Below are 23,045 nucleotides of genomic sequence, written 5' to 3'. Positions count from 1 at the left end.
ACACCACGAAGGCGCCGCCGAGGACGACCACGGCCGGCGCCTTCGCCCTGGTCAGGGCGCTTCTCCTGGCCTGAGCTCGGCGCCGGTGTCGGCCCCCGGCGCGCTCTCGGGCGCGGGAGAGACAGGGGCAGGGGCGGGGGTAGAGGCAGCGGTGGAAGCCGGGGCAGGGGTAGGGGTAGAAGCCGAGGCCAAGGCGGCGACACCGCTATCGGAGCGGCCATCGCCGGAAGGGCCGGGGGTTCGGTCACTTTCGCCCCCGAGCGTCAACGCCTCGCGCAGCGCCGCCCAGCGGGCTGCACGCGAGGCGGGGTCCCAGACGGGCGGTGACGGGGAGACGGCGGCCGCTTGGACGGGACCGCCACCCCGCGCCGCCTCCTCCCGCGCCGTTTCCTCCCGCGCCGTTTCCTGCCGTGCCACCTCCTCCCGCGCCGTCTTTTCCCGTGCCGTCTCTGCCCCCGACTCGTCCGCCGCGCCGTCCTTCACCGCGCCGTCCTTCACCGGGCCGTCCTTCACCGGGCCGTCCTCCGCCGCATCCCCCACCTGATCGCGCCCGGCCTTTGCCCCTTGCGCTTTCTCCTGGTCCACCTCAGCCACCGATGCCTCCAGCACCCTCTCCCGCCCCGTTCCACCCTCCGGCGCCGCCACCGCCTTACCGCGCCCCGTCGCAGCCCCCGGCGCCCCGGTCGTCCTCTCCCGCCCGGCCCCCCTCGCCCCCGGCACCCCGGCCGCCGTTCGTGGGCCGGTGGTCGGCGCGACAGCCTTGGGCTTTCGGGGCCGTACCCGGGCCCAGCGCGTCGTCAGCGCGACCGGGAGTGCGACCGCTCCCACCCAGGCACCGGCCGCGCCGCCCGCACGCCACCACACGGGACCGAAGTCGGTGAGCGCGGCAACGCCGAGAGGTCCTCCGGCGAGGTGGGCGAGGAGGGCGAAGGCCGCGGCGGACAGCAGCGCCGCGAGGAGAGCGGCGGTTGCCGTACGCCGTACGGTCCACGGCGTCGACCGGTCGGCGGCGGCCCGCCCCGCGATGAACCACCCGACCGTCACCCCCGCGGCCAGCGGCACCGCCCCCACCGTCCAGTACGCAGGCGCACCCCCGCCCGCCGGGACGGCGGCGAGCAACGGGAAGGACGGCAGGAACGCGGCGGGAGCGGCCGCGCTCAACGGCGCGACGGTGTGCCCGGTGCTCAGCACGAAGCCCGGCCCGAGCGCGTACGCCGCCGCCCACAGCGCCGCGTTCGGGACGAGGGCCACGCAGAGCAGCAGGACGGCGAACCGCCCGGACAGCCCCTCGGTCAGCTGGAGGAACGAGTCACGGGTCGCCGTTCCGTGCCAGACCAGGGACACGGCCACCAGCAGGGCACCCCCGCCGGTCAGCACGAGCACACCCGCCCCGGCGGCCCGTCCGGCGGTGGCCGCCAGCTGCCGCCGCCCTTCCGTCCCGGGGGCGCCCCCGAGGAGCGCGGGCAGGGGCAGCCGGGAGCCCCTGCGCGCCGCCCACACCCCCGTACCCGCCGCGAGCGCCGCCAGCAGCGGTACGCAGAGCGCGGCCCACAGCCACGACGGGCGCAGCACGCCCCCGGAGGCGTACAGCGTGACCACCGCGCCGACGGTCCCGTATCCGATGACGAGTCCGGCCCAGGTCGCCCGGGCGCTCACCCCGGAACCGTCCCCCGCGTGGTCGCGGGCCGAACGGTGCAGCAGGACCACCGGCAGCGCGAGCAGGAGGAGAGGGACGAGGCCGACCGGGGCGGGGGCACCGGAGAGCGTGTCGGTGCGGACGAGTTCCACGCCGTGGGAGAGCAGCCACAGGGCCGCCGCCACGTGCAGCGCCCCGCCGGGCCCGCTGTCCGGGTACGGCGAACTGATCCAGAGCACGGTCACGAGCGCGGTGAAGACCGCGCACCCGAGGCCCGCCGCGAGGGCTCCGCCCAGCACCCCGGAGACGAGCTTGGACGACCGGCGGCGCGCCCTCCGGAACAACGGCGAGAGGGGGGACCGCGGCGACGACGAATACAGGGAGGCCGTCGACTCCCCCTGTCTGAGAGGCATCCCGGGTGCCGTGGACGATGCCGGCCAGGCGTGGCCGATGGGGTGGCCCGGCCCGGTGGCCGGGTCGTTCGGGTCGGTCGCGTGCGTCACGTCGGCCATGCTCCCAACGACACGCGCTTTACCGGCGTAACGGACGTTTCCTGCACGTGTCGCCCAATATGTGCTTATGTGTTTTTTCGTACGAGGGTTGGTCCGACGGAGGTCGCCACGACGGGAGGCGACCCGGTGACCGCGCCCGGGGTCGAGCCCGGAACCGGACATCGAAACAGGACGGGAGCCGGGAGGGGAAGCAGAGCTGGCACCAGAGCTGGAACCAGAAACGGAGCCGGAAACGGCACCGGCACCGGCACCGGCACCGGCACCGGCGCCAGAACGGGCGTCGGGGTGGGCTTCGGCGCTGAGAACGGAACCTCATCCGGAACCATGGCCGCGCCTTCCGTCGAGCCGGCCGTCCAGGGCGAGGCCGAGTGGTACCAGCAGCCCCTCGGCACCGACGCCGACGGTCCGACCTCTGACTCGGTCCCGTCCTCACCGCGCCTGACGCCCGCCCAGGCCTTCGACGCGCTCTACGCGTACTGCGCCCCCACCCTCGTACAGCAGACCTATCTGCTCACCGGGCAGCGCCGCCTCGCACGTGAGGCCGTCGAGCGCGCCTTCCAACTCGCTTGGCACCGCTGGCCGGAGGTGGCGGTCGACCGCGACCCCGCGGGCTGGGTGCGGGCGGCTGCGCACGACTACGCCCTCTCCCCCTGGCGCCGACTGCACCCCCGGCCCTTCCAGCGCCGCGAACCACCCCCGGCCGACCCCGCCGACCGGGCTCTGCTGACCGCCCTCCTGGAACTGCCGCCCCCGTACCGCCGGACCCTGCTCCTCTACGATGGCGTCGGCCTCGACCTGCCCGACACGGCCGCCGAGACGGAGGCCAGCACACCCGCCACGGCCGGCCGCCTCCTCTACGCCCGCGAGAACGTCACCGCACGCCTCCCCCAACCGGTCGCCCCCGACGACCTCAACCGCCTCCTCGCCGCGCTCCCGTCGGACGTCCGCCCCGGCCCGACCCAGCCCGTCGACCTGCGTGCCCAGGCCGACCTGCGCGCCCGGCGCTGGATCCACGCCGCGATCGCCTTCACCACCCTCCTCCTCACCACCACCGCCCTCACCCTCCACACCGCCCCCGACCACTACGAGCGTCCGGTCCCGCCGGGCGCCCCGGTCCAGGGCGTGCCCCCGAGAGCGGCCCCCGGCCCCCTCTCCAAGACCGAACAGAAGCTCCGGGCCAAGCTCAGGTCGGAGGCGGCCGCCGGGCCGGAACGCCTCCACCCGGAAGCCGACTGACCGGCGACGTCGACTGACCGGCAACGTAGGCGGACCCGCCCCGCCCGGAGACGCCAGTGGGCCCGCACCCCGTGACCGGGGTGCGGGCCCACGAAAGGCTCGGCCGAGCCGAAGGTCAGCCGCCCAGGATCTCGCGCGCGAGCTTCGCCGTCTCGGTCGGCGTCTTGCCGACCTTGACGCCTGCGGCCTCCAGGGCCTCCTTCTTCGCGGCGGCCGTACCGGAGGAGCCGGAGACGATGGCGCCGGCGTGGCCCATGGTCTTGCCCTCGGGCGCGGTGAAGCCGGCGACGTAACCGACGACCGGCTTCTTCACGTTGGCCTTGATGAAGTCGGCGGCCCGCTCCTCGGCGTCGCCGCCGATCTCACCGATCATCACGATCAGGTCGGTGTCGGGGTCGGCCTCGAACGCGGCGAGCGCGTCGATGTGCGTGGTGCCGATGACCGGGTCGCCACCGATGCCGACGGCCGACGAGAAGCCGATGTCACGCAGCTCGTACATCATCTGGTACGTCAGCGTGCCGGACTTCGAGACCAGGCCGATGCGGCCCGGCTTGGTGATGTCACCGGGGATGATGCCGGCGTTCGACTGACCGGGGGTGATCAGACCCGGGCAGTTCGGGCCGATGATCCGGGTCTTGTTGCCCTGCGACACGGCGTACGCGTAGAACGCGGCCGAGTCGTGGACCGCGATGCCCTCGGTGATGACGACCGCGAGCGGGATCTCGGCGTCGATGGCCTCGACGACGGCGGCCTTGGCGAAGGCCGGCGGTACGAAGAGGACGGATACGTTCGCGCCCGTCTTCTCGATCGCCTCGGCGACGGTGCCGAAGACCGGGATCTCGGTGCCGTCGACGTCGACGCTGGTGCCCGCCTTGCGGGGGTTCACGCCACCGACGATGTTCGTGCCGTCGGCCAGCATGAGCTTGGTGTGCTTCATGCCCGTGGCACCGGTCATGCCCTGGACGATGACCTTGGAGTCCTTGTTGAGGAAGATAGCCATGGCTGTGTTCCCTCGTCCTTACTTCGCAGCCGCGAGCTCGGCGGCCTTGTCGGCCGCGCCGTCCATGGTGTCCACGCGCTGCACCAGCGGGTGGTTGGCGTCGGAGAGGATCTTGCGACCCAGCTCGGCGTTGTTGCCGTCCAGGCGGACGACGAGGGGCTTGGTGACTTCCTCGCCCTTGTCCTTCAGGAGCTGCAGCGCCTGCACGATGCCGTTGGCGACCTCGTCGCACGCGGTGATGCCGCCGAAGACGTTGACGAAGACGGACTTGACGTCCGGGTCGCCGAGGATGATCTCCAGGCCGTTCGCCATGACGGCGGCGGAGGCGCCACCGCCGATGTCGAGGAAGTTGGCGGGCTTGACGCCGCCGTGGTTCTCACCGGCGTACGCGACGACGTCCAGGGTGCTCATGACGAGACCCGCGCCGTTGCCGATGATGCCGACCTCACCGTCGAGCTTGACGTAGTTGAGGTTCTTCTCCTTGGCGGCGGCCTCGAGGGGGTTCGCGGCCGCGTGGTCGACGAGCTCCTCGTGGTCGGGGTGGCGGAAGTCCGCGTTCTCGTCCAGGGAGACCTTGCCGTCGAGGGCGAGGACGTCGCCGGAGGCGACCTTCGCCAGCGGGTTGACCTCGACGAGGAGGGCGTCCTCCTCGATGAAGGTCTTCCACAGGGTGACGAGGATGTCGGCGACCTTGTCGGCGACCTCGGCCGGGAAGTTCGCGGCCTCGACGATGCCACGGGCGACCTCGGGGGTCACACCCACGTTGGCGTCGATGGGCGTCTTGGCGACGGCCTCGGGGCGGGTGGCCGCCACCTCCTCGATCTCCATGCCGCCCTCGACGGAGGCGATGGAGAGGAAGGTGCGGTTGGTGCGGTCGAGGAGGTAGGAGACGTAGTACTCCTCGACGATCTCCGGAGCGGTCTCGGCGATCATCACCTTGTGGACCGTGTGGCCCTTGATGCCCATCCCGAGGATGTCCGTCGAACGGGCGACGGCCTCGTCCGGGGTGGCGGCGAGCTTGACGCCGCCGGCCTTGCCTCGACCACCGACCTTCACCTGAGCCTTGACGACAGACTTGCCGCCCAGCCGCTCGGTGATCTCGCGCGCCGCCTCAGGCGTGTCGATGACTTCACCGGCCAGCACCGGTACACCGTGCTTGGCGAAGAGGTCCCTCGCCTGGTACTCGAACAGGTCCACGCGCTTCCGTCCCTATCAGTGATCGCGGTTCGTCTTATGCGTGGGCGTGCCGCGAAGGGCAACGTGACGTCCGCCGAGAGTCACAAGAGAGGCGCACACGGTGTCCGAGCGCGCGGCATGTCCGTCTCGCAGGTTATCGCTGCTTCCGGGAGCCCCCTAAATCGCGGGTCACACCTGCGCGGTGATACCTGTCACATGATGCCGCGCTCACTGGCACCGCGTGCCGCGCGTGCGGAACCTCACCGGACGGGGGTACGTCCGGTGAGGTTCCCAGAGGCCCTCCACCGACGTGGAAGGGCCCCCGACGGGCGATCTCCTCCCCATGGGAGACCGTCCGTCACCGCCCCCGGCATCCGCCCGGACCGGGCCGACGGCTTTCGGCCGTCCGGGTTTCCGCACGGAGGGTCGGTCGACTGTGGCCGCGTCCCCTACGGCGTAGGGACGGCGCGGTGCACGAAAGGGGATCGGGGTGACCTGAGGGCGGGAAGGGCGGGCGGTCCAGCCGCCGCTCTTCGTGGTCCGCCGGTCCTCCGCACCGCGGAGGGGCCTCCGGACGGCGGGCCGATGGGTGGCCGCCTCGGAGCTACAGGTCTGGCGAGGCGGGGAGCCCTGCGCTCAGCCGGGGAACTCGGGGATGTCCCGGTGCCGGTCCCGGGTCCCGCCCGGGGTGTCGTCCGCGAGAGCGCCGGGCACGAGGCTCAGCGGCGCCGGGTCGAGAGCGGCGACAGCGTGCGGCTCGGCGTGCCGGGGGCCGCCGTTGTCGAGGGCGGAGTGCCGGCCGAGGGCACCCGTGGGAACACCGTCCGGGTCGTGATGCGTGGGCACGCGGACGCCGGGCGAGCCCTCTGCGTCCAGGTCACCGGCGGTCCGGCGAGGGGTCGGCTCGGCGTCCGTACCGCCGCCCACGGCCTTCGGCCCGTACGTGACGGAAGCCGGACCGGTGGCCCCTCCTCCGTCATGCCCGGCGCCGCCGTCCGAGGCCGGGGCCGGGTTCTCGGGCTCCTTCGGCCCCGACTCCTGCGGCACGTCGCCGGCGGGCAGGGACTCGACGGGCAGGGTGTTCCATTCGGGCAGCCCGGGCAGGGGCGGCACCTCCGGAAGCCCCGGCACTCCGGGCAGCGGCGGCAGGGCCACCGGCGGCAGCTGCGACGTCACCCCGCCCAGCCCTCCGGTCACCGACTCCACGAGGTCCCCCACGGGCACCACGACACCCTCGGTGACGGGCCGCCCGACCGACTCGGTGACCGGCCGCAGGACATCCCCGACGACCGGCTCCAGGACTGTGCCGGTGACTCCCTCAGCGGCTCGTCCGGTCGCCGACCGCACGAGCCGGTCGGTGACGGGCCGTGCCGCACGCTCGGCCCGGGGCCGCGGGGCGGGCCGCACCACGTGCTCGGTGACGGGCCGCGACACGTGCTCGGCAACGGTCCGCGCCGCATGCTTCGCGGCGGGTTTCACGGCGGTCCCGGTGACCGGTACGGCCGCCTCGGCGACCGGCCGCACCCTGCGCTCGACGACCGGCCGTACGACGTCCTGCGTGACGGCGGTCAGGAGGGACGGGGACGGCGAAGCCGGTGCCCCGTCCGCGGCGCTCGCCCGCTCCCCGCACACGACGCCCAGCACGAACAGTCCACCCACCAACAGCGCCACGCGCACCAGACGGCACCCGGCGGCCCCGCGCAGCACGCGCAGGACGCCACCGGCACCGGGAAACACGGTCGCTGGGGTCAAGACGGAAAAATCCTCCGGTGCGGCGGAACGGCGGAGTACGGGGCGAAGATGCGCGAGATGCGAACATCCGTGTGAGGGCTGTGAAGTGTTGCCGATCCTCGCACGGGACGCCAGCCGCCGCGCAAGCCACCTGTCACCGACGCGTTCTCATGTCCGTTTTTCAACCTCCCTTGTCCGGTTACCGCCTGCCACGTCGGCCACGACCGCCGTCAGTCGCGGCCGCTCCGCCGTCACGCGCGGCCGCCGCCCCGCCTTCACACGCTGTCCGGTACGGGCAATGGCCGCTTCTCGATCGCCGCCGCCATCACCTCCGGGAAGAGGTCGGGCGTACAGGCGAACGCCGGTGCGCCGAGCGCCGCGAGGGCCGCCGCGTGCTCACGGTCGTAGGCCGGCGCTCCCTCGTCGGAGAGGGCGAGCAGGGTCACGAACTGCACCCCCGACGCCTTCATCGCCGCCACCCGCTTCAGCATCTCGTCGCGTATGCCGCCCTCGTAGAGGTCGCTGATCAGCACGACCACGGTGTCCGCGGGCCGGGTGATCTGCGACTGGCAGTACGCCAGGGCCCGGTTGATGTCCGTGCCGCCGCCGAGCTGGGTGCCGAAGAGGACGTCGACCGGGTCGTCGAGCTGGTCGGTGAGGTCGACTACGGCCGTGTCGAAGACGACGAGCCGGGTGCTGATGGACCGCATGGACGCCAGCACCGCCCCGAACACGGAGGCGTAGACGACGGACGCCGCCATGGACCCCGACTGGTCGATGCAGAGGACGACCTCCTTCTTCACCGACTGCGAGGCCCGTCCGTACCCGATGAGCCGCTCGGGCACGACGGTCCGGTACTCCGGCAGGTAGTTCTTGAGGTTGGCCGCGATCGTGCGGTTCCAGTCGATGTCGTGGTGGCGGGGCCGGTTGACGCGCGCGCTGCGGTCGAGAGCGCCGGTGAGGGTGGCCCGGGTGCGGGTCGCGAGCCGCTTCTCCAGGTCCTCGACAACCTTTCGCACGACGGCTCGCGCGGTCTCCTTCGTCGTCTCCGGCATGGCCTTGTTGAGGGAGAGCAGGGTGCCGACGAGGTGGACGTCGGCCTCGACCGCCTCCAGCATCTCCGGCTCCAGCAGCAGCGCGGAGAGTCCCAGGCGGTCGATCGCGTCCCGCTGCATCACCTGGACGACGGAGGAGGGGAAGTACGTCCGGATGTCCCCCAGCCAGCGCGCCACGGACGGCGCCGACGCCCCGAGCCCCGCCGAACGGTCCCGCCCCGTCCCCGACTTGTCGCCCTTCCCGTACAGGGCGGTCAACGCCTGGTCCATCGCCGCGTCCCGCCCGCCGAGCGCGCACCCGGTACCGTCCGCCGACTCCCCGCCCAGCACCAGCCGCCACCGCCGCAACCGCTCGGCGGCCGCATCCTCCCCGGCCCCTGCCGTCATCGGTCCACCCCCGCACGGAACCGGGCCCAGAGAGGCATCACGGTGACCGTGGCCGGACGGTCGCCCGAGCGCGGCCCGTGTCCGTGTCCGTGTCCTCGCCCGTCCCCGCCGTCCCCCGCCGCGGCAGCCCGCCTGGGCTCGCGCAGTCCGTCACTCGTCATCCCGCCACCCCCACCAAGTCGTTGTCGCCGGCCTTCTCGTGATCCGTCTTCCCCTGCTCGGCGCTCTCCCCGTCTCCGTGATCGCCCTGAGCGCCCTGAGCGTCCTCGGGGGCGTCGTCCAGGCCCAGCAGGAGCCGCACCACCGGCAGCACCGCGTCCGCGCGGTCGCCGTCGAGTTCGTCGGCGAAGCCCGGTATGCCGCCACCGACGGCCGCCACGCCCGTCGGCCGGCCCGGCCCGCGGCGGACCAGCTCGCCGAGGGTGCGGCGCACCCCCGGCTCGTACGCCGAGAACGTCCGGCGCAGCAAAGGCAGTACGTCCGTGAACGCGTCCGCCGGAACTCCGGTGAGCCAGGCGTCCACCAGGCCCAGGAGCCGTTCGTCGTGGACGAGCAGCATCCCGCCGCCGGAGCCTCCGCCGACGAAGCCCTCGATCCAGGCCGCCGCGTCGGCCGGTGCCGTGCCCGGCGAGAGCACGAGCCCCATGAGCCGGGCGGCCTCGTCCTGGGCCAACTCCCCGTCGTCCAGCAGGAGTCGTACGGCACGCCCCCGTATGACACCGGGCACCGTGTCCCGCCCCGCGAGGACGTGGAGCACCGAGTGCCAGCGGGGCCGCAGGCCGCCGTCCCCTGACGCCCGCTCCCCCGGCACGGCGTCGCCCAGCAGCCCCACCGCCCCGTGCACGGCGTCTACATGGCGGCGCATCTCCTGGGCCGCCTCCGTGTCGAGCGCGGCGCACGCGGGTGGCAGTCCGACGAAGACTCGCTCCGCGAGACCGGCGGCGACCTCGGCCAGTGCCCGGGTGTCGGTGGCGCGGACGTCGCCGTAGCGCAGGGAGCGCACGAGGGCCGGGAGCGCCTGGGCGAGGTGGGCGACGTCGGCGTCGAGGGCCGCGCGGTCGGCGAGGACACGCATCACCACGGGCAGGGCGTCCAGGAGTTCGGCGAGGAGGCAGTGCTCGGCGAGGCCGGTGATGTCGGCGAGGGAGCCGGCCGTGACGGCGTCCGCCTCGGCCTTGGCGGTCGTCGCCGCGAGCACGGTGGTCCCCCACACCCCGGCCTCGGCCACGCGCACGGACAGTTCGGGCTCCCAGCGCAGCCGCCAGGTCTCCCGGAAGGTGCCCGTGCTGCCGCGTGAGGTGGTCGGCTCGCCCCAGGCGACGCCGAGCAGCCGCAGTCGGTGCAGCAGCCGGCTGCGCTCCGCGTCGTTCTCCTTCCGCAGGTCGAGTTCCAACTCCCGCTCGAGCGCCTCGGGCTTGAGCCGCAGCCGCCGCTGGAGCCGGGTGAGGTCCCGCTGCAACGGCACCGCCGGCGCGGACTCCGGCACCTCCCCCAGGGCGTCCCCGACCACCAGCCGGTCCCGCACCAGCGACAGCGGTACGTCCGAGCCGTCGCACATCACCGCCCGTACGGCGTCGGTGGTCTCGGTGAGGCCGGGCAGCGGGCGGCCGCGCATCGCGGCGAGCGTCTCGGCGAGCCGTACCGCTTCGATGACGTGCGCGGAGGAGACGATCCGGTCCTCCTCGCGCAGCAGCCCGGCCACCTTGGTGAGCCAGCGTTCCACGGGGCGGTCGGGCGCGCCGAACAGGTGCCCGTACCAGCCCGGCGAGTCGATGCCCGCGCCGTAACCGCCGGCCCGGGCCAGCCGCCGGTTCGTCCACGGCACCCAGGTCATGTCGGCCTTGACCTTGGGCAGGCCCTTGAGCAACGCCCGGTCGGCCGCGACGGTCCGCTTCTGCCGCAGCGCGGGCACGTGCCAGGCCCCGCACACGACGGCCACACCGGCGTCCCCGAACTCCTTCTGCGCGGCCCGGATCCGCAACCGCATGTGCGCCTCGCGGACCAGGTCCCGGTCGCGGCCCCCGGTGCCGTACGTCTCCCGGAGCGCCCCCATGGCCTCCTCCAGCACGGTGAACGGCGCGAAGGCGTCCCCGCCCGTCCCCCGGTGCTCGACCACGTCCTCCCACCACCGCTCGGCGTCGTCGTACCCGGCGGCTTCGGCGAGCGCGGCCAGCGGGTCGCCCCGCAGCGGTTCCTCCTCCGGCGACGGGGCCGCCCCCTCCGGCTCGGCGTCTGCGTCCTCCTCGTGCCCCCGGGCCAGGGAGTGCGCGGCCGGCAGGTCGATGAAACGGGCGGGGACGTCGTGGGCGAGGGCCCAGCGGATGGCCACCCACTCCGGGGAGAACTCGGCGAAGGGCCAGAAGGAGGACCGGCCGGGCTCGTCGACCGCGTGGGCGAGGAGGGCGACCGGGGGCCGCATGTCCTCGTCGGCCGCCAGCGGAATCAGCTCGTCCGCCTCCGGTGGTCCCTCGATCAGCAGCACCCGCGGCCGGGCCGCGTCCAGAGCGGCCCGCACCGCCCTGGCCGACCCCGGCCCGTGGTGCCGAACACCCAGCAGCAAGGGCCCGTCACCCGCCCCATCGGCCCTGACGGTTCCGCCCGGCGGCGCTTCCTGCCCCCGCTCGCTCACGCGCTCGCCTCCCGGCAGGCGCGGTAGAAGTCGGTCCAGCCGTCGCGTTCGCGGACGACGGCCTCCAGGTACTCCTGCCAGATGACACGGTCCGCGGCGGGGTCGCGGACGACGGCGCCGAGGATGCCGGCGGCGACGTCGCAGGGGCGCAGGACGCCGTCGCCGAAGTGGGCGGCGAGGGCGAGTCCGTTGGTGACGACGGAGATCGCCTCGGCGGTGGACAGCGTGCCGCTGGGTGACTTCAGCTTCGTCCGGCCGTCGGTGGTGACGCCGTCGCGCAGTTCCCGGAAGACCGTGACGACTCGGCGGATCTCGTCGACGCCGTCGGGCACGGCCGGCAGGTCGAGGGACCGGCCGATCTGGTCGACGCGGCGCGAGACGATGTCGACCTCGGCGTCGGCGCTCTCCGGCAGCGGCAGCACCACGGTGTTGAACCGGCGGCGCAGGGCGCTCGACAGGTCGTTGACGCCCCGGTCGCGGTCGTTGGCCGTGGCGATGAGGTTGAAGCCGCGAACGGCCTGCACTTCCTGCCCCAACTCCGGTATCGGCAGCGTCTTCTCGGACAGGATGGTGATCAGTGTGTCCTGGACGTCGGCCGGGATCCGGGTCAGCTCCTCGACGCGTGCCGTCATGCCCTCCGCCATGGCCCGCATGACGGGGCTGGGCACGAGGGCGTCGCGGCTCGGCCCGTGGGCGAGCAGCCGCGCGTAGTTCCAGCCGTACCGGATCGCCTCCTCCGGGGTGCCCGCCGTGCCCTGCACGAGGAGCGTGGAGTCGCCGCTGACGGCCGCCGCCAGGTGTTCGGACACCCAGGTCTTGGCCGTGCCGGGCACGCCCAGCAGGAGCAGCGCGCGGTCGGTGGCGAGCGTGGTGACGGCCACTTCGACGATGCGGCGCGGTCCGACGTACTTCGGTGTGACGACCGTGCCGTCCGGCAGTGTCCCGCCGAGCAGATAGGTGGCGACGGCCCACGGGGAGAGCTTCCATCGGGCCGGCCGGGGACGGTCGTCCTGGGCGGCCAGCGCGGCGAGTTCATGGGCGAAGGCGTGCTCGGCGTGCGCCCGCAGCACCTCGCCGTCCGGACGGGCGGCCGGGTGCGTGTTCGCGGGCGCGGACTGGTTGTGGCTCGGGTCGACAGTGGTCGTTCCAGCAGACGCAGGCATGGCTGAGTCCCCCTCCAGCTCGGCCGGTTCGGATCTGCTGACCACACTGCACCACGCCACTGACAATCCAGTCTGACCTGGGGAAATTGGATCGCGCAAGCCAATTGTCAGTGGTGGGATCTACCTTCAGAACATGACTCAGCAGGGGGTGCGCTGGACGGCTGAGCAGGTGCTGGCATTGGCACCTGACGCAGCGTCGCGCAAAGCCGGAAGCAAACTCGCCGTGGCCGGACCGTGGTCGTCGGCGGGTACTTCGGACGAGGGGACGGTGTGGGGACTATGCAAAGGCAGTGGCAGCAAGCCGTATCAGACAGTGATCGACGTCGCGGACTCCACCGGGCCCGCCTACAAGTGCAGTTGTCCGAGCAGGAAGTTCCCGTGCAAGCATGCGCTGGGGCTGCTCCTGCTCTGGGCGGGCGACGACACCGCGGTGCCTCCTGGGCAGGCACCGGACTGGGCGCAGCAGTGGCTTGCCGGCCGCCGCACACGCGCAGCGGAGAGGACGACGAGGACGGACGCGGCATCTGGGGCCACGTCCGCTGACCCCGAGGCGGCGCGGCGCCGGGCCGAGCGGCGCGCCGACCGGATCACCGCGGGCGCGGCGGAGCTCGAACAACGCCTGACCGACCTGTTCCGCGGCGGCCTGGCCGCCGCGGAACAGGCGGGATACGCGCTCTGGGAGGAGACGGCGGCCCGCATGGTCGACGCCCAGGCGCCCGGACTGGCCTCGCGGGTGCGGGAGTTGGGTGCGATACAGGGCTCGGGTCCGGGCTGGCCCGTCCGCCTCCTGGAGGAGTGCGCCCTCCTCCATCTGCTGGACCAGGGCTGGTTGCGCCGCGATCACCTCCCGGAGGGCCTCGCGGCCACGGTCCGCTCCCGGATCGGCCTGTCCGGCTCCCCGGACGGCCCACCGGTCCGCGACCACTGGCTCACTCTCGCCCAGTACGACACCTCCGACTCCCGCCTCACCACCCGCCGCATCTGGCTGTACGGCACCGGGTCGGGCCGTACGGCACTGCTCCTCTCCTACGGAGCCGCCGGCCGCGCCCCCGAGCTGTCGCTCCCGGTGGGGCTGGCCTTCGAGGCGGAGGTCGCGGCGTATCCGGGTACGGGACAGCTGCGCGCGGCGCTGGGCGAGCGCTTCACGGCGCCCGAGCCCTCGTCCGTACGCCCCCCGGGCATCACCCCGTCCGAGGCGGCAGCACGGTACGGCGCTGCCCTCCAGGACGACCCCTGGCTCGACTCGTACCCGGTCACACTCACCCGCGTCGTACCCGCCCCGGACGGCGACTCCTGGCAACTGATCGACGCCGACAGCGAGCTCGCCCTCCCGCTCACGTCCTCAGCCCGCTCCCGCCCCGGCCTCTGGCGCCTCATGGCCCTCTCCGGCGGGGCACCCGTCACGGTGTTCGGCGAGTGCGGGCACCACGGCTTCACACCACTGACGGCCTGGGCAGCCGAGCGAGAGGACGCCCAGGGCCCCACCGGGCAGGCGGTGGCACTGTGTTGAGTCGAGCCGGGGGACTGACCGCCTCACCTCTCCCCCGGCCCCCTTACGCCCCTCCGGCTTCATCTCACCGTCAGCGCACGGAAGGACCCCGCATGAGCGGCACCACAGGCGACGCTCCCTCCCCTACGCCGACCACGCCGACCACGGCGATGCTCGCCTGGGAGGAGCTGGTCACCACCGCGTTGCTCGGGACGGACCGGCGTACGCCTCCGGGGGCGGTGCCGGGCAGGGACGCGCCGGTCGCGTTGCTGGACGCGGCGGCCGTGGCGACCGTCCGGCGCAGGGCGGGGATACGGCCGGTGCGAGCGGCGGCGCGACCCGAACCGGCGACATCGGACCCGCGTCCGCCCCTGCCACCGGCCGCGACGCGGCGGCTGACGACGCTGCTGACCGACCGGCCCGGCACCGGTGGTGGGCGCCGGGGCGCGGCACCCGACCTGATGGAACTCCTCCCCCAGTGGCTGGCGCTGGCCAACGCCTACGGTTACGCGGCACCTCCGCAGGTCCTGCCCGCCCTGCTGGACGCGGCCCGCGGCCGTACGGATCTGCGTCCCGCCGTGCTCGCCTTCGCGGGCGCGCGGGCGCTGTGGCTGGCCCGGCTCAACCCTGACTGGCGTTTCGCGCTGCGTGCGGCGCCCGGTGGTGGCGCGGCCCTGCCCGGCCCGGACGAGCCCGAACGGGTCCGACAGCTCTGGCAGGAGGGCCTTTTCGCGGAACGTGTCGCCCTGCTCACGGCGATACGGGCCCGGGACGCCGCCTCGGCACGCGAGGTGCTGTCGTCCACATGGTCGACGGAGCGGGCCGAGGACCGGCTCATGTTCCTCGACACGCTCCGTACGGGGCTGGAGGCGGCGGACGAGCCGTTCCTGGAGGCCGCGTTGGCCGACCGCAGCCGGAACGTCCGTGCCACGGCGGCGGAGTTGCTGTCCGCGCTGCCGGACTCGGCGCTCGCGCGGCGGATGGCGAAGCGGGCGACCGCGTGTGTGGCCGTCGACCACACCGGCAGCGCGTCGACGGCCTCCGGGGCGCCCACGATCGTGGTCGAGGCCCCGCACGAGTGCGACCCGGGCATGGAGCGCGACGGTGTGCTGCCCAAGGCACCGGCCGGCCGTGGTGAACGGTCGTGGTGGCTGGGCCAGCTGGTGGAGGCTGCCCCGCTCGGGGCCTGGTCGCCGCGGTTCGGGGGGCGTACGCCGGAGGAGATCGTGGCGTTGCCGGTCGCGGACGACTGGCAGGGCGAGTTGCACGGGGCGTGGTGCCGGGCGGCTGTGCGGCAGCGGGATCCCGGGTGGTCGCGGGCGCTGCTGGGGGCGCCGTCCGCGCCGGAGGCCGGCGGGCCGGGCGCGGTGTCGCTGGCCGAGCGGGCGAAGCTGCTGGCGACCTTGGACGGCGGGGAGCGGGCCGAGTGGGTGGCGGGGTTCATCGCCACGCACGGTTTGTCGGAGGCTTTCCAGTTGCTCGGGGTGTGCGCGGTGCCGTGGGCGCCGCCGCTGGGGCGGGCCGTGGTGGACGCGCTCAACATCGCTCGGGACGCCGGGAGTTATCCCTGGAGCTTCAGTGGGGTGATGGGGCTGGCCGAGCGGTGCCTGGCCCCGGCGGAAGCGGTGCGTCTCGAACCGTTGACGGCCACTCCGGAGGACGCCGAGGACGCGGCGCCGGGGGCCGGGGGGTACTGGGCCGAGGCCTTCCAGCGGCTGACGACGACGTTGCGCCTACGAGCGACGATGGCAACGGAGCTGGCGCCGCCGGGGGGTGCGTGAGGGGGTGGGCGCCGGGGGGTGCGTGGTCGGGTGCCGGTGCGCCGTCGGGTGCGGGCGCGTGGGGGCTGATCGCGCAGTTCCCCGCGCCCCTGAATAGCAGGGGCTGCGCCCCGTGCTATTCAGCCAGCCACCCCGTCGTCTTCCGGCCGCCGTGTCGTCCATCAGGCCCGCAGGGCCTGGTCTTTCAGGGGCGCGGGGAACTGCGCGGGAAGCCCCACCGGGCCGTACCCGCCGACGCACCCCACCCGGCCCCGACTCGACCGCTCAAGCCCCCGCAGGCTGCCGCACGTTCGCCCGCACCCACTCCACGATCGACGCCGTCGTCGCCCCCGGCGTGAAGATCTCGGCCACTCCCTTGTCCTTGAGCGGCGCGATGTCCGCCTCGGGGATGATGCCGCCGCCGAAGACGAGGATGTCTTCGGCGTCACGCTCCTTGAGGAGTTCGATGACGGCCACGAAGAGCGTGTTGTGGGCACCGGAGAGGATGGAGAGGCCGATCGCGTCGGCGTCCTCCTGGATGGCGGTGTCGACGATCTGCTCGGGAGTCTGGTGGAGGCCGGTGTAGATGACTTCCATACCGGCGTCCCGCAGCGCCCGCGCGATCACCTTGGCCCCGCGATCGTGGCCGTCGAGTCCCGGCTTGGCCACCACCACGCGGATCGGACCGGCTGCCACACCCATCACTGCCTCCATGAAACGACTGCACCAACCCATGACGGAACGGCCTGGAGCACCGCACGAACCGGGCGAACCGCGCACGTCACGGTCCCAGGTCCATGAAACACCTACCCACACCGCACACCGGGGAAGTGAACGAACGTTATCTCCAGGATCCCGCAACCGGCAGTTTCGCGGTGGAGAGCGAGGGGGAAATCACACGGTGGGACACGTTCGCCGCGCACTGCTCCCGGATTCCGCGGCTCACGCGTCGCGGGGACCGAGGTGATCACGGAGGTGATCGCGGCTGCCGGACCGTTTCCGGGCCGCAGGCCGGAGGCTCCCGTGGCGTGCGCGCCACGGGGAGGCGTGCGCAAGGAGAGTCGCCGGAAGGGGCCGCACCGACCCACCGCCCGCGGGAGGCCAGGGTGGAGGACGGATCGGCACCGGCGGACGGCAGAGGGCAGAGCAGCGGGGAGTCAGGAGCAGCAGGACCCCTCGTCGCGTGGTCGGCGCCTCACACGTCGCACACGCACCGCACGTCACGCATGCGCGCTCCACACGCACCGCGTCACGTCGCATCGCACCCGCCGTCCGCCGCCCGCACCACCGGTCTCTCCACTAGGCACACGGGGGACAGAGCCGTCCGCCCGTGTGCGACGGGAGGTCGGGCATGAAGGTCACCAGGGCGGTCGCGCCCCTTGTTCCGCTCTGTGAGCGCTTCCTGCCGACCCGGCTGGCCGGCCTGTCCGTGGCCCTTCTCAAGGCGACCGCCCTGGAGTTGGCGATCCTCGCGGGACATCTGCTGCTCTATCCGTCCGGGATGACGCAGGAGCGGCGGGCCGTGCCCACGCTCCCCCCGCCCGACGCGCCCCGGCTCCCCATGCAGGAAAAGCCCCCGGTCGTTCTGCTGCACGGCTTCATCGACAACCGCTCGGTCTTCGTCCTGCTGCGCCGCTCCCTCGCGGGGGCCGGCGCCCGGCACCTCGAGTCGCTCAACTACTCACCCCTCACCTGCGACATCCGCGCCGCCGCCGAGTTGTTCGGCCGGCGCATCGAGGAGATCTGCGAGCGCACGGGCCAGGAGCAGGTGGACGTCGTCGGCCACAGCCTGGGTGGACTGATAGCCCGGTACTACGTGCAGCGCCTCGGCGGTGATCACCGTGTCCGTACGCTCGTCACGCTGGGGACCCCGCACGGCGGCACCCGGGCGGTGCCGCTGGCGGACGCCCATCCGATCGTCCGGCAGATGCGGCCCGGTTCGGACGTGCTGGAGGAACTACGGGAGCCGGCACCGGGCTGCCGCACTCATTTCGTGGCGTTCTGGAGCGATTTCGACCATGTGATGGCACCGGTGGAGAGCGCCTGCGTCGATCATCCGGACCTGATGGCGCAGAACATCAGGGTCACCGGGATCGGCCATCTCGCCCTGCCCGTGCACCCCGCCGTCGCGAACGGCATCCGGGAGGCCCTCGACACCTCGCGGACGGGCGCCCGCGCCGCCGCCCGCCCCGGCGGCCTGACGGTGGCGTGAACCACGCCGACCACCGGACGAAAACGCGGCGACAGGGCCAGTGACGCTCGCCACAGGGCGACCAAACGCGGACGTAAGGCGGTAAACGCGGCGCACGCCCACGCGCCCCCACCACGCGCCCGACTCACGACACCCCTCCCGACGGCAACTACGCGCCCCACACCGAACCCGCGGCCACCCTGAGAAACGTCTCACCCCGGTTCTCGCGGGCGTCCCGCATGCCGCACACGACGGTCGACTATCGAACAACTTTCGAACGCCAGGCCAAAGTCGTGCCCATAGACCGCCGAAAGACGCTCGAATGCCCGTTTCCTGCGCGCGTGAAACCCGTTGAAGATTGTCGCGCCCGCATACCGCCGGGTACAGTCACCGCACTGCTCTGCCAGCCCCTGTCGTCGAGGCGAAAGAGAAGTTGGTGAACGATCGTCACCCGTCGGGGACCGCAACACCCCCGACTGCGGCTTCTGAAGCCGACCCGGCGCACTACGCGTCGTACGGCCACCAGGAAGCCGGCTACGGCGACTTCACCACGTACGCCGATTACCCCGCCACCGGTTTTGAAACCGGCTCCCACGCGAACGCGACGGGCACCTTCGCGGTCGACCCCCTCTTCGGCGACATGCCGGGCAACGACAGCGGCACCGGCTCCTACGACGCCACCCAGTGGTCGACCGGCAGCCACCAGACGCTGAACTACGACCCGTACGCCGCGCAGCACCAGGCCGCGTACGACACGGGCAGTTACGACACGACGTCCTGGTCGTCCGGTTACGAACACCTCTCCCAGGTGCCGACGCAGCCGACGGGCCCCGACACGAGCGGCCAGTGGGACGCGAGCGGCTGGCTGCAGACCGAACAGTCCGACGACGCGGACCAGTTGGGGCAGAGCGGCCAGACCCAGCAGTGGATCGGCACCCAGCACTTCGACACGGGCGCCTTCGACGCCACCCAGTGGAACAGCGACGGCACACCCGTCGGCGACGAGCACGGTGGCGGCGCGGCCGAGTCCTACGAACACTCCGACGGCGCCCCCGAGTCGTACGAAGCGCACGAACACCCGCAGACCGTCGTGGTGGACCTGTCGGCCGAGGCCACGGACTTCCACCAGCAGGCGACCGCCACCTTCGAGCAGATCGCCCCGTACGACCAGGACGAACACCCCTCGGCGGACGGCGAGTTCGAGACCGACGGCGCGGACCGCGCGGCACTCCTCGACGGCGAGGAAGAGGTCACCACGGCGGCCACCAGAAGCGCGGGCCCCGGACGCGCGGCCACCCGCGCGGCCTCACGGTCGCGCCGGAAGCCTCCGGCCAAACGTTCCGCCCTGCTGACCGTGGCCGTTCCGTCGGCCTGTGTCATGGGGGTCGCGGGGATCGCGGCGGCCTCGGTCGGCGCCACGTCGGACGACACGGAGACGACGGCGTCGGTCAAGTCGGACGCCACCGCGGTGAAACCGTCCACCGCCAACAACCAGCTCGACACCCAGCTGGAGAGCCTTTCCGCCGAGGCCGACGACTTCGCCGACCGGGCCAGCCGGACGCAGGAGCGCATCGACCTCAAGGCCCAGCAGGAGCTGGAGCAGAAGAAGGCCGCCGCGGAGGCGGCCCGCAAGGAGCGCCTGCGGCCGAAGTTCGCGCTCCCTGTCGCCGAGCGCGGCCTCAGCGCGTACTACGGACAGTCCGGCGTCAACTGGATGTCCCTGCACACCGGCATAGACTTCCCCGTCTCGTACGGCACCCCGGTGATGGCCGCGACCGACGGTACCGTGCGCACCCAGTGGAACAGCGCCTACGGCAACATGGTCATCGTGACAGCCAAGGACGGCACCGAGACCTGGTACTGCCACCTCTCCACCTACAAGGTCGCCTCCGGTACGACCGTCAAGGCCGGCGACACCATCGCCTACTCGGGCAACTCGGGCAACTCGACCGGCCCGCACCTGCACTTCGAGGTCCACCCGGCGGGCGGCTCCGCCATCGACCCGCTGCCGTGGCTGCGCAGCCACGGGCTGGACCCGACGTAAGAGTCAGCCGTCACGCGCATGGCGCGCACCGACACGAAAACACCGGGCCCCTGCTGAGCAGGGGCCCGGTGTTTCGTTGCGCACGGCGCCGGGGCGCGTCCGCTACAGCTTCTCCACCGGCGCGTACCGCAGCAGCAGCCGCTTCGGCTTGGTGTCACCGAAGTCGATCGTCGCCTCCGCGTTCGCTCCCGAGCCCCCGACGCCGACGACCGTGCCGAGACCGAACTGGTCGTGCGTGACACGGTCGCCCACGGCGAGGGAGACCACCGGCTTCTCGTCGCCGCGGCGGGTCGCGAAGCCGGACGCGCCGCGGGCCGAGGAACGCGAGCGGGAGGACGACAGCGACGCCGCGATGCCGGCGGCCGGACCCGAGGACACCGGCGCGGAGGCGCCCGTGCGCTTCCACTCCAGATGGGTGGCCGGGATCTCCTCCAGGAACCGGGACGGCGGGTTGTACGAGGGCTGTCCCCAGGCGCTGCGCAACGTCGACCGGGTGAGGTAGAGCCGTTCACGTGCGCGGGTGATGCCGACGTACGCGAGGCGGCGCTCCTCCTCCAGTTCCTTGGTCTGGCCGAGGGCGCGCATGTGCGGGAAGACGCCGTCCTCCATGCCGGTGAGGAAGACCACCGGGAACTCCAGGCCCTTGGCGGTGTGGAGGGTCATGAGCGTGATGACGCCCGAGCCGTCCTCCTCCTCGTCGGGGATCTGGTCGGAGTCGGCGACCAGCGCCACCCGCTCCAGGAAGTCGGCGAGCCCGGCGGAGGTCGTACCCGCCGCACCGCCCTCGGTCTCGCCCTCCGCGGCACCGGCCTCCTGCTCGAACTCCAGGGCGACCGCGGCGAGTTCCTGGAGGTTCTCGATACGGGTCTCGTCCTGCTGGTCGGTGGAGGCCTGCAACTCGGCCAGGTAGCCCGTGCGTTCGAGGACGGCTTCCAGGACGGTCGCCGGTCCGGCGCCGGACTCCACGACGGTCCGCAGGTCCTCCATCAACGTGTTGAACCGCTTGACCGCGTTGGTCGACCGGGCCGCCATGCCGTACGCCTCGTCCACGCGCTTCAGGGCCTGCGGGAAGCTGATCTTCTCGCGCTGGGAGAGGGCGTCGATCATCGCCTCGGCACGGTCGCCGATGCCGCGTTTTGGCACGTTGAGGATGCGGCGCAAGGGGACGGAGTCCTCGGGGTTGGCGAGGACACGCAGATACGCGAGGACGTCCCGGACCTCCTTGCGCTCGTAGAAGCGGACGCCGCCGACGACCTTGTAGGGCAGGCCGACGCGGATGAACACCTCTTCGAAGACACGGGACTGGGCGTTCGTCCGGTAGAAGACGGCGACGTCGCCGGCCTTCGCGTGGCCCGCGTCCGTCAGTCGGTCTATCTCGTCGGCGACGAACTGGGCCTCGTCGTGCTCGGTGTCGGCGACGTAGCCGGTGATCTGCGCACCGGCGCCCGCGTTGGTCCACAGGTTCTTCGGGCGGCGGGACTCGTTGCGCTCGATGACCGCGTTGGCCGCGGAGAGGATCGTCTGTGTGGAGCGGTAGTTCTGCTCCAGCAGGATCGTCGTCGCGTCCGGGTAGTCCTCCTCGAACTGGAGGATGTTGCGGATGGTCGCGCCGCGGAAGGCGTAGATCGACTGGTCCGCGTCACCCACGACGCAGAGCTCCGCGGGCGGCACGTCCCACTCGGCCGGCGGCACGTCCACCGGGTGCTCGGAGGTGCCGACCAGCTCTCTGACCAGGGCGTACTGGGCGTGGTTGGTGTCCTGGTACTCATCGACGAGGACATGACGGAAGCGACGGCGGTAGTGCTCGGCGACGTCCGGGAAGGCGCGCAGCAGATTGACCGTCGTCATGATCAGGTCGTCGAAGTCGAGCGCGTTCGCCTCGCGGAGGCGGGACTGGTAGAGCGCGTAGGCCTGGGCGAGGGTCTTCTCGAAGCCGTCGGCGGCCTGGGCGGCGAAGTCCTCCTCGTCGATCAGCTCGTTCTTCAGGTTCGAGATCTTGGCGCTGAAGGACTTCGGCGGGAAGCGCTTCGGGTCGAGGTCCAGATCACGGCAGACGAGTGCCATCAGCCGCTTGCTGTCGGCGGCGTCGTAGATCGAGAAGGAGGACGTGAAGCCGAGCTTCTTCGACTCGCGCCGCAGGATCCTGACGCACGCGCTGTGGAAGGTCATGACCCACATCGCGTTCGCGCGCGGGCCGACGAGCTGCTCGACGCGCTCCTTCATCTCACCGGCGGCCTTGTTGGTGAAGGTGATCGCGAGGATCTGGCCCGGGTGGACATGCCGCTCACCGAGCAGATGGGCGATGCGGTGGGTGAGCACCCGGGTCTTGCCGGAACCCGCGCCGGCGACGATGAGCAGAGGGGACCCGGCGTGCACCACGGCCGCGCGCTGGTTCTCGTTGAGCCCGTCCAGGAGAGCCGCCGCGTCGAGCGCCGGGCGGGGGGCACCGCCCCGGTAGTACTCGTCCCGGTCCGGTGGCACGTCGAACTTCCCGCCGAACAGATCGTCCGGAAGCGGCTCCGGTACGTGATCGTCCTCGGGCGGCGGCGGGGGCTCCTCCGCATGGCCGCGAGGGGCCTGGAGGTCCGCCAGGAAGCTGTCGTCAAAGAGGCTGCTCATCGCTCTCCGAGTCTAGGCGCCCCCACTGACAGCGAGGGGCCGCCCCGGGAAGTCCGCACCCACCACTCACCGCGCTCACCTCACGACGGTGAGCGATCGAGCGTACCGCCTGTCGCGCGCCCGAGGCTAAGGTCACGAAAACGTATCGGGCATATCGAACATCAACCTTCACACGGGACCCACGAGTTGGCTAGCTTCTTCTCTTGGGCCGTACGACACAACCGGCGAACGTCGCCGGGCCGCACGGCCTCCGCCGAGTCCGGTACGCCTCCCGCGGCGCCGGAGCCGGGGACCCACCGACCTCTGGGGTGAATCGACCCGACCGCCGCTCGCGGCAAGGGTCGTAGGGCAAACCTTCCGAAGCTTGCGCCCGAACCCGACAGCTAACTCGGTAGGCGGACTACGGAAGGAGACGCC

The 23,045-nt window shown here is 72.6% G+C and carries 14 protein-coding genes and 1 riboswitch; of the genes, 5 read left to right on the top strand and 9 right to left on the bottom strand.

Translation table 11 applies throughout. The features are described from left to right. Window positions 1–51: 51 nt before the first annotated feature. The gene (locus tag GWK25_RS04725) at window positions 52–2,148 is read right to left on the bottom strand and encodes a DUF6350 family protein (RefSeq protein WP_215448616.1); all 2,097 of its coding nucleotides are present in this window, start codon (window positions 2,146–2,148) and stop codon (window positions 52–54) included. A gap of 324 nt (window positions 2,149–2,472) precedes the next feature. On the opposite strand from GWK25_RS04725, the gene GWK25_RS04720 reads away from it, so the two are divergent. Next, a complete protein-coding gene (locus GWK25_RS04720) occupies window positions 2,473–3,384 on the top strand; it encodes an RNA polymerase subunit sigma-70 (RefSeq protein ID WP_251828712.1) in 912 nt (303 codons plus the stop codon). Window positions 3,385–3,499: 115 nt separating this feature from the next. Here the strand turns inward: GWK25_RS04720 and sucD are convergent, their stop codons facing one another. From sucD to GWK25_RS04690, 6 genes are all read right to left on the bottom strand, one after another. Continuing rightward, window positions 3,500–4,384, bottom strand: coding sequence for a succinate--CoA ligase subunit alpha (sucD, locus tag GWK25_RS04715; RefSeq protein WP_215448615.1), 885 nt, complete (start codon window positions 4,382–4,384; stop codon window positions 3,500–3,502). An 18-nt stretch (window positions 4,385–4,402) separates the two neighbouring features. Next, entirely contained in the window at window positions 4,403–5,581 is a 1,179-nt protein-coding gene (gene sucC, locus GWK25_RS04710; protein WP_215448614.1) for an ADP-forming succinate--CoA ligase subunit beta, read from the bottom strand. 615 nt (window positions 5,582–6,196) lie between these two features. Further along, window positions 6,197–7,312, bottom strand: coding sequence for a hypothetical protein (locus tag GWK25_RS04705; protein ID WP_215448613.1), 1,116 nt, complete (start codon window positions 7,310–7,312; stop codon window positions 6,197–6,199). A gap of 254 nt (window positions 7,313–7,566) precedes the next feature. Beyond that, window positions 7,567–8,733: a VWA domain-containing protein gene (locus tag GWK25_RS04700; RefSeq protein ID WP_215448612.1), complete on the bottom strand. Its 1,167-nt coding sequence runs from the start codon at window positions 8,731–8,733 to the stop codon at window positions 7,567–7,569. A gap of 157 nt (window positions 8,734–8,890) precedes the next feature. Then, on the bottom strand, window positions 8,891–11,293 hold the full coding sequence (locus tag GWK25_RS04695; protein WP_251828711.1) for a DUF5682 family protein: 2,403 nt from the start codon (window positions 11,291–11,293) through the stop codon (window positions 8,891–8,893). A gap of 65 nt (window positions 11,294–11,358) precedes the next feature. Then, window positions 11,359–12,525: an AAA family ATPase gene (locus tag GWK25_RS04690; protein ID WP_215448611.1), complete on the bottom strand. Its 1,167-nt coding sequence runs from the start codon at window positions 12,523–12,525 to the stop codon at window positions 11,359–11,361. Between the two features lie 133 nt (window positions 12,526–12,658). Between GWK25_RS04690 and GWK25_RS04685 the strand changes: the two genes are divergently transcribed. After that, the gene (locus GWK25_RS04685) at window positions 12,659–14,035 is read left to right on the top strand and encodes an SWIM zinc finger family protein (RefSeq protein ID WP_215448610.1); all 1,377 of its coding nucleotides are present in this window, start codon (window positions 12,659–12,661) and stop codon (window positions 14,033–14,035) included. A gap of 149 nt (window positions 14,036–14,184) precedes the next feature. Further along, the gene (locus GWK25_RS04680) at window positions 14,185–15,795 is read left to right on the top strand and encodes a DUF5691 domain-containing protein (RefSeq protein WP_215457201.1); all 1,611 of its coding nucleotides are present in this window, start codon (window positions 14,185–14,187) and stop codon (window positions 15,793–15,795) included. 264 nt (window positions 15,796–16,059) lie between these two features. Here GWK25_RS04680 and GWK25_RS04675 read toward each other — a convergent pair whose 3' ends face one another. Continuing rightward, window positions 16,060–16,476 (bottom strand): cobalamin B12-binding domain-containing protein, encoded by a 417-nt coding sequence (locus GWK25_RS04675; protein WP_215457200.1) that lies wholly within the window; start codon window positions 16,474–16,476, stop codon window positions 16,060–16,062. A 649-nt stretch (window positions 16,477–17,125) separates the two neighbouring features. Between GWK25_RS04675 and GWK25_RS04670 the strand changes: the two genes are divergently transcribed. Next, a complete protein-coding gene (locus GWK25_RS04670) occupies window positions 17,126–17,986 on the top strand; it encodes a triacylglycerol lipase (protein WP_215448609.1) in 861 nt (286 codons plus the stop codon). Between the two features lie 415 nt (window positions 17,987–18,401). Further along, window positions 18,402–20,009: a M23 family metallopeptidase gene (locus tag GWK25_RS04665; protein WP_308404172.1), complete on the top strand. Its 1,608-nt coding sequence runs from the start codon at window positions 18,402–18,404 to the stop codon at window positions 20,007–20,009. Window positions 20,010–20,111: 102 nt separating this feature from the next. On the opposite strand, the gene pcrA is transcribed toward GWK25_RS04665, so the two are convergent. Continuing rightward, entirely contained in the window at window positions 20,112–22,628 is a 2,517-nt protein-coding gene (gene pcrA / locus GWK25_RS04660) for a DNA helicase PcrA (protein WP_215448607.1), read from the bottom strand. 241 nt (window positions 22,629–22,869) lie between these two features. After that, window positions 22,870–23,042: riboswitch (cyclic di-AMP (ydaO/yuaA leader) on the top strand. The last annotated feature ends 3 nt before the right edge of the window (window positions 23,043–23,045 follow it).

It is taken from the genome of Streptomyces sp. ATCC 21386 (assembly GCF_018728545.1).
Lineage (GTDB): Bacteria > Actinomycetota > Actinomycetes > Streptomycetales > Streptomycetaceae > Streptomyces.
The sequence above is the reverse complement of the archived record's forward strand: the minus strand, read 5'-3'. Positions and strand labels throughout refer to the sequence as shown.

What these genes read in the sequence shown, in the direction of transcription:
- GWK25_RS04720 (WP_251828712.1), top strand. Translation starts at nt 2,473, where the DNA reads ATGGCCGCGCCTTCCGTCGAGCCGGCCGTCCAGGGCGAGGCCGAGTGG.
- GWK25_RS04690 (WP_215448611.1), bottom strand. Translation starts at nt 12,525, where the DNA reads ATGCCTGCGTCTGCTGGAACGACCACTGTCGACCCGAGCCACAACCAG.
- GWK25_RS04725 (WP_215448616.1), bottom strand. Translation starts at nt 2,148, where the DNA reads ATGGCCGACGTGACGCACGCGACCGACCCGAACGACCCGGCCACCGGG.
- GWK25_RS04685 (WP_215448610.1), top strand. Translation starts at nt 12,659, where the DNA reads ATGACTCAGCAGGGGGTGCGCTGGACGGCTGAGCAGGTGCTGGCATTG.
- GWK25_RS04700 (WP_215448612.1), bottom strand. Translation starts at nt 8,733, where the DNA reads ATGACGGCAGGGGCCGGGGAGGATGCGGCCGCCGAGCGGTTGCGGCGG.
- sucD (WP_215448615.1), bottom strand. Translation starts at nt 4,384, where the DNA reads ATGGCTATCTTCCTCAACAAGGACTCCAAGGTCATCGTCCAGGGCATG.
- pcrA (WP_215448607.1), bottom strand. Translation starts at nt 22,628, where the DNA reads ATGAGCAGCCTCTTTGACGACAGCTTCCTGGCGGACCTCCAGGCCCCT.
- GWK25_RS04670 (WP_215448609.1), top strand. Translation starts at nt 17,126, where the DNA reads ATGAAGGTCACCAGGGCGGTCGCGCCCCTTGTTCCGCTCTGTGAGCGC.
- GWK25_RS04680 (WP_215457201.1), top strand. Translation starts at nt 14,185, where the DNA reads ATGCTCGCCTGGGAGGAGCTGGTCACCACCGCGTTGCTCGGGACGGAC.
- GWK25_RS04675 (WP_215457200.1), bottom strand. Translation starts at nt 16,476, where the DNA reads ATGGGTGTGGCAGCCGGTCCGATCCGCGTGGTGGTGGCCAAGCCGGGA.